The following is a 7966-nucleotide window of genomic DNA, read 5'->3' as shown; positions in this document are numbered from 1 at the left end:
CGGCGCGGTGTTCCACAAAGGCAAGCTACTCGAACGGCCCGTTGGCATCACACCCGCCGAGAGCGACGAATCAACCGAAACCGAGGTCGCCTGAAACAACCTCATCCACAGGTCTTGACAATATCTCCTGCGCGACTGGGTCTGGTTCCTGGCCCCGAGCGGGTCTAGCCCTCTGCCCGAGGGGGTGAAGTTATCCCCAATCGGGGTTTTATCCACAGGTAGGGTTTGGGCTGGTCGCGACGCGTCGGGGACGTGAGTAGTGTCGAACCTATGTTCGAATCATTGGTGACCGCCGCCCTTCGTAGCCGGGCTTCGGCTGCGGTGGGCGCGTGGGCGCGGGTGGAGAACGCCGCCTGCGCACGGCGGTTGTTCGCGATGGCTGATGAGCTCGAACGAATGCTGGCCGCCGACGGCTCTCTTGAGCGCGAGCAGTGGTGCCTGGACAACTGGGACGCCGTGGCCGCCTCGGTGGCCGCCGCGCAGAACGTGTCGCTCGGCGTCGCGTCGCATCAACTCCTGATCGCCGACGGCCTACGCAAGCGCCTACCGCGGGTGGCCGAGGTGTTCGCCGCCGGCGCCATCTCCTACCGCATGGTGGCCGCGGTGGTGTCCCGCACCCGGCTGATCAAAGACACTGACGCGCTGGCCAAGGTGGATACCGAGATCGCCGCACACGTCACCTCCTGGGGGTCGTTGTCGGTGGACAAGACCCAGACCGAGATCGACTACTGGGTCGACCGCTACGACCCGGCGGCGGTGCGCCGCAACGAATACACCGCGCGTGGGCGCTACGCCGATGTACGCAAACCCGAGGACGGGTCGGGGACTGCCGATCTTGAGGCCCGGTTGTTGGCCACCGACGCCGACGCCCTCGATCAACGGTTGCAGGCCATGGCGGACGCGGTGTGCGCCAACGATCCCAGAACCATGGATCAGCGTCGCAGCGACGCCCTGGGTGTGATCGGACACGGCGCCGACCGCCTCGCCTGCCTATGTCAAGATCCGCGGTGCCCGGCCGCCGACGGGCAGCCCAGCACGGTGGTCGTCCACGTCGTCGCCCACGAAGAGTCCCTGACCGATGACACCCCAGCCCAACTCGACGGCCAAGAACCCCGTCGACCGTGGTCGGGAGAACCCGTCGCCCCCGAACCACCGACCGGCCCGGCAGCCACCGCGCCGGCGGCACTGATGGGCGGCGGCATGCTGCCGGCCCCGTTGTTGGCCGCCAAGATCGCCGGCACTGCGAAGATCGTGCCGATCGTGCATCCTGGCGATGCGCCGCCGCAGCCGCGCTACATTCCCACCGCGGTACTGGCGACGTTCATCCGGTGCCGCGACATGACTTGCCGGTTCCCTGGCTGCGACGAACCCGCCCACCATTGCGACCTCGACCACACCATCGCCTACCCGGCAGGCCCGACCCAGGCGTCGAATCTGAAATGCGTGTGCCGAAAACATCACTTACTCAAAACCTTCGGCGACTGGCGCGACCTACAGTGGCCAGACGGCACCGTGGTGTGGACGTCACCGCACGGGCAGACCTACACCACTCATCCGGGCAGCCGAATACTGTTCCCCACCCTGTGCAAACCCACCGCACCCATCACCAAAGTCGAGATGCCCCAGACCGACACCACCGCCGCCAACCGCCCGCTGGCCATGCCCCGACGCAAAGCGACCCGAACCCAGAACCGCACCCAAGCCATCAACGACGAACGCCGACACAACCAAAGCGTCATCCAGACCGAGGCAGAAGAACGCGCCCGAGAACTAGGTAAAGATCCCGGGAAGGCTTGCGAAGAAACATATTGCGTCTCTCGACCACGACCGCCAAGCGACGACGATCCGCCCCCATTTTGACGGCACCCGCATCTGGCCCCGCTGATTTCAAGGCGAGCGAACATGTTTTCAGCGCCGCTAGCTGCGCGCGGGGCAGGGGCGGGCCAGCTATAGATCGAGAGATCTCAACGTCAGAGACCCAAGGTCCCTGCGACACCGTCGTTCTCGTGCACGGCCTCTGGATGCCGCCGCGCAGTTGAGAAGGATGGGAGGCGCACTACGAGGAGAAGTGGGTCGCGACCACTGGAACTGTGCGGCGCGAGGCTGGGAAGCGGTGGCCGACTATGTGCTCGACTGGGCGTTGGCCTACGCCGACACGAAACCGCGGGGCAGACACACCGCCTGAGACCTGGCTCCCAGGCACTTCCCCGGTTGCTCTAGCGTTATCGCGATATGAGCATCCCGCCATATGAACCCCCGACGTCACCGCCGACGTCCGGCGCCGCGAACACGCTGCTGTGTCCGAAGTGCTCCGGAATCATGAAGACGTACGAGCGCAACGGCATCCACCTGGAGCAATGCGATACGTGCCGCGGCATCTTCCTCGACTTCGGCGAGCTCGAGTCGCTGACACAGATGGAGAACCGGGTCCTCCAGGCCGCGCCGCCGCCGCCACCGCCCCCGCAACCGGGCTACGGCGGGCAGCAGGGCTATGGCGGCTATGACTACGGTCCCGGCTGGGGTCACCGCGGCAACAAGCACTACCGCAAGCAGGGTTTCGGCCGCCTGTTCTTCTCTAGCTAGCCATCCGCGCACAGGCCGCCAACAGCAGCTCGTCCCGATGATGTGCGGCGGCCTGCACCACCGCCGCCCTGGCGAACGGCTCGAGAACCGGCCACGGGTCACCCGCGGGTAGGGCTGGCCCGTCGGCGTCTCGGTAGGCGTCGACGAACGTCGCCCAGTCGTCATCGGGGATCAGCCCCGCCGCCCAGAATCCGGCCGGGCGGGCGAGATCCCACGCCGGGTCGCCGACGCCGAGATCGTCGACATCGATCAGCAGCCAGGGCGCACCGGCAGCTGACCGACCGAGCTGGCCAAGGTGGAAGTCGCCGTGCACCGCCGTTGCGGGCCGACCGGGAGAGCTTGCGCGCCACACCGCGTCGGGCAGGGCCGCGGCCGCGCGGCGGACGGTGGCATTGGGGCGCTCCCGCAGCGCATCCATCGCCCGGCGCAGTCGCTGGGGCCAGCCCTGCGGGGGAATCCGCCCGGCGGGTTCCTCGCGGTGCAGGCGGGCCAGCAGCCCGCCAGCCTCCGCCCATGGTAGGGACTCAGGTTGCGGCACAACGGTTTCCACGAATGGCCAGACCGAACGCCACCGGTCGCCGACCCGTTCGGGCTGCGCCGACAACGGAGACACCAACGCCTGCGAAGCCGCTGCGACGCGCAAGCGGGTGGCCAACTGCCGCGGGTCGGTTCCCGGTCGGTGCAGCTTGTAGACCACTGCATCGAGACCGCAGCCGTCGACGTGGATCTCTGCACCGGACGGGGTCTGCATCCCTTGACCGTATTAGCGACGCGGCCGTTACCGGGTAGGCGGTTGTATGCGGGTGGCAACGTTGATGCGGTTCCACGCATTGATGGTCACCGCCATCGCGATCACCTGGCCGAGTTCGCGATCGGAGAACACCTCCGCGGCCCGCTGGTACACGTCGTCGGGCACATGGCCGTCACCGAGTTGGGTGATCGCCTCGGTCAAAGCCAGCGCGGCCCGCTCACTCTCGGAGAACAGTTGCCCGGCTTCTTTCCATGCGGCCAGGACGTCGAGCTTCTGCGTGCTGACGCCGTGCTTACGTGCGTCGCGCGTGTGCATGTCCAGGCAGAAAGCGCAGTGGTTGAGCTGGGATGCCCGGATTTTGATCAGCTCACCGAGTTCGACATCGAGGTCTTTGGCCGACGCATTGGACAGCGCCATCATCGCGTCGTACAGCTCGGGGGATGTCTTGTAGATCTTGAGTCGTTCCAGGGACTCTGAAGTTTGCAGGGTGCTTGTCATGCCCACAACGCTACTGCGCAAAATCCCATCTGCGTGGTTAACTTCAGACATGGATTCATGGGCCAATCCCGGTCATCGCGACCTCCATCTGGATCTGCGCGATGCCATCACCCCGGGCGCTCGCGGCGCCAGGGAGCTGCTGCTGACCGCGCTCCGCGACGCCGTGCGGTCTGGCCGGCTGGCCGCCGGAACGATGCTCCCGCCGTCGCGCTCCTTGGCCACCGATCTCGGGTTGGCCCGCAACACCGTCGCCGAGGCGTACGCCGAACTGGTCGCGGAGGGTTGGCTGGCGTCGCGCCAGGGCGCAGGCACCTGGGTGGTCAACACCAGCGGCGCCCAACGTCCCGCCCGCCCGCGCGGCGTGCGAGTGGTACCGACACACAACCTGCTCCCCGGTCACCCCGACGTGGCGGAGTTCCCGCGCAACCAATGGGCGGCCGCCACCCGGCGCGCACTCACCAACGCCCCCACCGAGGCACTGCGCATGGGCGATCCGCGGGGCCGTCCCGAGCTTCGTGACGCGCTCGCCGACTACCTGGCGCGCGTGCGTGGCGTCCGGACATCGCCGGACTCGATCGTCATCTGCGCCGGCGTGCGCCACGCGGTTGAGTTGATGGGCCGCGTCTTCGGAGCCCGACGGCCGATCGCGGTCGAGGCTTACGGCCTGTTCGTCTTCCGCGAGGCACTCGAGGCCATGGGGATCGCCACCGTCCCAATCGATCTCGACGAGCACGGCGCGGTGGTCGCCGAGCTCGACGAGCTCGACGTGCCCGCGGTGTTGCTCACCCCCGCACATCACAATCCGTACGGGATGTCGTTGCACCCGTCCCGGCGAACCGCGGTCGTCGAATGGGCCCAACGGACCGACGGCTACGTGATGGACGACGACTACGACGGCGAGTTCCGCTACGACCGCCAACCGATCGGCGCGCTGCAGGCGCTGAGTCCCGAACGCGTCGTCTATCTGGGGTCAGCCAGTAAGAGCCTGTCCCCCGTCCTGCGCCTGGGCTGGATGGTGTTGCCGACCGACCTCGTCGACGCCGTCATCGAAGCCGAAGGCGGGTCCCAGTTCTACGTCGACGGCGTCACCCAGTTGACGATGGCCGAATTCATTACCAGCGGCGGCTACGACAAGCACATCCGCCGCATGCGGATGCGCTACCGGCGGCGGCGCGATCTCGCCGTAGGAGCCCTGTCCGCCGCCGACGTCAGCATCCGCGGTCTGGACGCCGGCCTGAACCTGACGCTGACGCTGCCCGACGGCGCCGAACAAGAGGTGCTGCAGCGCGCGGGCGAGGCCGGCGTCGGCGTCACCGGCCTGGCGATCATGCGTCATCCGCAGGCCGGGGCCGAGGTGGCGCGGCCCGACGGCCTGGTCGTCGGCTTCGGCACCCCGGCCGAGCACACATTCGGAGCGGCGATCGACGCGTTGCGCGCCGTGCTGAGCGCCAGCGGACTGGGTGGCTAAGCTGCCCGGGTGGCCGAGCCCCCGATGCCCCCCGGCCTGAGTCTCGCGACCCAGGCATGGCGATTCATCGTCACCGGAGGCCTCTCGGCGATCGTCGACTTCGGGCTCTACATCGCGCTTCTGGCGGCGGGGTTGCACGTCAACATCGCGAAGACCATCAGCTTCATCGCGGGAACCACCACGGCCTACCTGATCAACCGGCGCTGGACGTTCCAGGCGCCGCCGAGCAAGGTGCGGTTCATCGCCGTCTGCGCGCTCTACGCGGTCACCTACGCCGTGCAGGTCGGCATCAACTATCTCCTCTACATGGCGTGGGACGACAAGCCGTGGCGCGTCCCGGTGGCGTTCGTCATCGCGCAGGGCACCGCGACGGTCATCAACTTCATCGTGCAGCGCGCGGTCATCTTCCGGTTGCGCTGACGCACCAATTGCGCAGCTGACCGGGCGCAAACGGGCAGCACGGTACCCTCGTCTCGATGTTCGACAACCTCCCGACGACCTCGCGTGCCCTGACCGGGTTCGGGCGCACCGCACCGTCGGTCGCGCAGGTGCTGTCCACACCCGACGTCGAATTGATCGCCAGGGCCGTTCGCGAAGCCAACGATCCCGGCTCTTCGAGTGCGACATTCCTGAGTCGCGGTGTCCTCGCACGGGGTCTCGGCCGCTCCTACGGCGACCAGGCCTGCAACGGCGGCGGACTCGTCATCGACATGACCGCACTGGACAAGATCCATTCGGTGAGCAGCGATACGACCGTGGCCGACGTCGACGCCGGGGTCAGCCTGGACCAACTGATGAAGGCGGCACTGCCGTTCGGGCTGTGGGTTCCGGTGCTGCCCGGTACGCGACAGGTCACCATCGGCGGCGCCATCGCCTCAGACATCCACGGTAAGAACCACCACAGCGCAGGCAGCTTCGGCAATCACGTGCTGTCGATGGATCTGCTGATGGCAGACGGAGAGGTGCGCACCCTCACACCGGACGGGCCTGAAGCGGAGTTGTTCTGGGCCACGGTCGGCGGCAACGGTTTGACGGGCATCGTGGTGCGCGCCCATATTGCCATGACCCGCACCGAGACGGCGTACTTCATCGCCGACGGCGTCTCCACCAAGGACCTCGACGAAACCATCGCCGTGCACCTCGACGGTAGCGAGGACCGCTACACCTACTCCAGCGCCTGGTTCGACCTGATCAGCCCGCCGCCCAAACTCGGCCGCGCCGCGGTAAGCCGGGGCAGCCTCGCCACGCTGGACCAATTACCACCCAAGCTGGCCAAGAATCCGCTGAAATTCGATGCGCCACAACTGTTGAGCGTGCCCGACATCTTCCCGGTGAGCGCGATGAACAAGCTGTCGTTCATGGCGATCGGCGAGATCTACTATCGACTCGGCGGAACATACAGCGGCAAGATCATGAACCTGTCGCAGTTCTACCACATGCTCGACCTGGTCAGCGGCTGGAATAATGCCTATGGCCCAGCGGGTTTCGCCCAACACCAGTTCCTGGTACCCCCCGATGCGCTTGAGGAGTTCAAGGCGATCATCCGCTGGATCCAGACCCGTGGGCATTACTCGGCGCTCAACGTGTTCAAACTGTTCGGCCCGGGAAACCGTGCACCGCTGAGCTTTCCGATGGCTGGCTGGAACGTCGCGATGGACTTCCCCAACAAGGTCGGCGTCAACGAATTCCTCAACGAACTCGATGACCGTGTCATGGAATTCGGCGGGCGGGTCTACACCGCCAAGGATTCCCGCGTCAGCGCGGAGAGATTCCACAAGATGTATCCCCTCATCGACGAGTGGATCGCGGTGCGCCGCAAGGCCGATCCCAACGGGGTCTTCGCATCCGATATGGCCCGACGCTTGGAGCTTCTTTAATGGTTCTTGATGCCACCGGTAATCCCCAGACCATCCTGCTGCTCGGAGGCACCTCCGAGATCGGACTGGCCATCTGTGAGCGCTACCTGCGCAACGCACGTGCCCGCATCGTGCTGGCCGACGTCCCCGGCCACCCGAAGCGCGACGACGCCATCGCCCAGATGGAAGCCGCCGGAGCGAAGTCCGTCGAATGGATCGACTTCGACGGTGTCGACACCGAGAGCCACCCGAAAGTGATCGACGCGGCCTTCGCGGGTGGCGACGTCGACGTCGCCATCGTGGCTTTTGGTCTGCTCGGTGACGCCGAGGAACTGTGGCAGAACCAGCGCAAGGCCGTGCAGATCGCCGAGATCAACTACACCGCCGCGGTTTCCGTCGGTGTGCTCCTCGGCGAGAAGATGCGTGCGCAGGGCTTCGGCCGAATCATCGCGATGAGCTCGGCCGCCGGTGAACGGGTGCGGCGCTCGAACTTCGTCTACGGATCGACCAAGGCCGGGCTGGACGGCTTCTACCTGGGCCTCGGAGAGGCGCTGCGCGAGTTCGGTGTTCGAGTCCTGGTGATCAGGCCGGGGCAGGTGCGCACCGGCACGACGATCGCGCACTGGAAGGCCACCGGCGCCAAGGAGGCGCCCTTCACCGTCGACAAGGAAGACGTCGCCGAACTGGCGGTCGCGGCGTCGGCCAAGGGCAAGGACTTGGTGTGGGCGCCGGGAGCGTTTCGGTACGTGATGATGGTGATCCGGCACATCCCGCGCACCATCATGCGCAAGCTCCCGATCTAACGTGCGC

At 66.7% G+C, this 7966-nt stretch carries 8 protein-coding genes; 6 read left to right on the top strand and 2 right to left on the bottom strand.

What is annotated here, in order from left to right; all coding sequences use genetic code 11:
- The first annotated feature begins 270 nt into the window (after window positions 1-270).
- On the top strand, window positions 271-1860 hold the full coding sequence (locus CSQ99_RS23850; RefSeq protein WP_099041472.1) for an HNH endonuclease signature motif containing protein: 1590 nt from the start codon (window positions 271-273) through the stop codon (window positions 1858-1860).
- Window positions 1861-2232: 372 nt separating this feature from the next.
- Complete coding sequence (locus CSQ99_RS23845) at window positions 2233-2583, top strand: TFIIB-type zinc ribbon-containing protein (protein WP_099041471.1); 351 nt, start codon at window positions 2233-2235, stop codon at window positions 2581-2583.
- Here CSQ99_RS23845 and CSQ99_RS23840 read toward each other — a convergent pair.
- Window positions 2576-3334, bottom strand: a complete 759-nt coding sequence (locus CSQ99_RS23840; RefSeq protein ID WP_099041470.1) for a phosphotransferase family protein — start codon at window positions 3332-3334, stop codon at window positions 2576-2578. The two genes, CSQ99_RS23845 and CSQ99_RS23840, sit on opposite strands and share 8 nt — an antisense overlap.
- Window positions 3335-3361: 27 nt before the next feature.
- The gene (locus CSQ99_RS23835) at window positions 3362-3832 is read right to left on the bottom strand and encodes a carboxymuconolactone decarboxylase family protein (protein WP_099041480.1); all 471 of its coding nucleotides are present in this window, start codon (window positions 3830-3832) and stop codon (window positions 3362-3364) included.
- A gap of 49 nt (window positions 3833-3881) precedes the next feature.
- Here CSQ99_RS23835 and pdxR point away from each other — a divergent pair, with 49 nt between their 5' ends.
- From pdxR to dprE2, 4 genes are read left to right on the top strand one after another with little or no spacing between them, the layout of a single operon-like run.
- The gene (pdxR, locus tag CSQ99_RS23830; protein WP_099041469.1) at window positions 3882-5300 is read left to right on the top strand and encodes a MocR-like pyridoxine biosynthesis transcription factor PdxR; all 1419 of its coding nucleotides are present in this window, start codon (window positions 3882-3884) and stop codon (window positions 5298-5300) included.
- Window positions 5301-5324: 24 nt separating this feature from the next.
- Complete coding sequence (locus tag CSQ99_RS23825; RefSeq protein WP_099041479.1) at window positions 5325-5720, top strand: GtrA family protein; 396 nt, start codon at window positions 5325-5327, stop codon at window positions 5718-5720.
- A 56-nt stretch (window positions 5721-5776) separates the two neighbouring features.
- Complete coding sequence (gene dprE1 / locus CSQ99_RS23820) at window positions 5777-7177, top strand: decaprenylphosphoryl-beta-D-ribose oxidase (protein WP_099041468.1); 1401 nt, start codon at window positions 5777-5779, stop codon at window positions 7175-7177.
- On the top strand, window positions 7177-7959 hold the full coding sequence (gene dprE2, locus CSQ99_RS23815; protein ID WP_099041467.1) for a decaprenylphospho-beta-D-erythro-pentofuranosid-2-ulose 2-reductase: 783 nt from the start codon (window positions 7177-7179) through the stop codon (window positions 7957-7959). The genes dprE1 and dprE2 overlap by 1 nt, the downstream gene beginning before the upstream one ends.
- The last annotated feature ends 7 nt before the right edge of the window (window positions 7960-7966 follow it).

This window comes from Mycobacterium neglectum, assembly GCF_002591975.1.
In the GTDB taxonomy this organism is placed as follows: Bacteria; Actinomycetota; Actinomycetes; order Mycobacteriales; family Mycobacteriaceae; genus Mycobacterium; species Mycobacterium neglectum.
This window is presented reverse-complemented; position numbering and strand designations above follow the sequence as displayed.

What these genes read in the sequence shown, in the direction of transcription:
- CSQ99_RS23850 (WP_099041472.1), top strand. Translation starts at nt 271, where the DNA reads ATGTTCGAATCATTGGTGACCGCCGCCCTTCGTAGCCGGGCTTCGGCT.
- CSQ99_RS23845 (WP_099041471.1), top strand. Translation starts at nt 2,233, where the DNA reads ATGAGCATCCCGCCATATGAACCCCCGACGTCACCGCCGACGTCCGGC.
- CSQ99_RS23840 (WP_099041470.1), bottom strand. Translation starts at nt 3,334, where the DNA reads ATGCAGACCCCGTCCGGTGCAGAGATCCACGTCGACGGCTGCGGTCTC.
- CSQ99_RS23835 (WP_099041480.1), bottom strand. Translation starts at nt 3,832, where the DNA reads ATGACAAGCACCCTGCAAACTTCAGAGTCCCTGGAACGACTCAAGATC.
- pdxR (WP_099041469.1), top strand. Translation starts at nt 3,882, where the DNA reads ATGGATTCATGGGCCAATCCCGGTCATCGCGACCTCCATCTGGATCTG.
- CSQ99_RS23825 (WP_099041479.1), top strand. Translation starts at nt 5,325, where the DNA reads ATGCCCCCCGGCCTGAGTCTCGCGACCCAGGCATGGCGATTCATCGTC.
- dprE1 (WP_099041468.1), top strand. Translation starts at nt 5,777, where the DNA reads ATGTTCGACAACCTCCCGACGACCTCGCGTGCCCTGACCGGGTTCGGG.
- dprE2 (WP_099041467.1), top strand. Translation starts at nt 7,177, where the DNA reads ATGGTTCTTGATGCCACCGGTAATCCCCAGACCATCCTGCTGCTCGGA.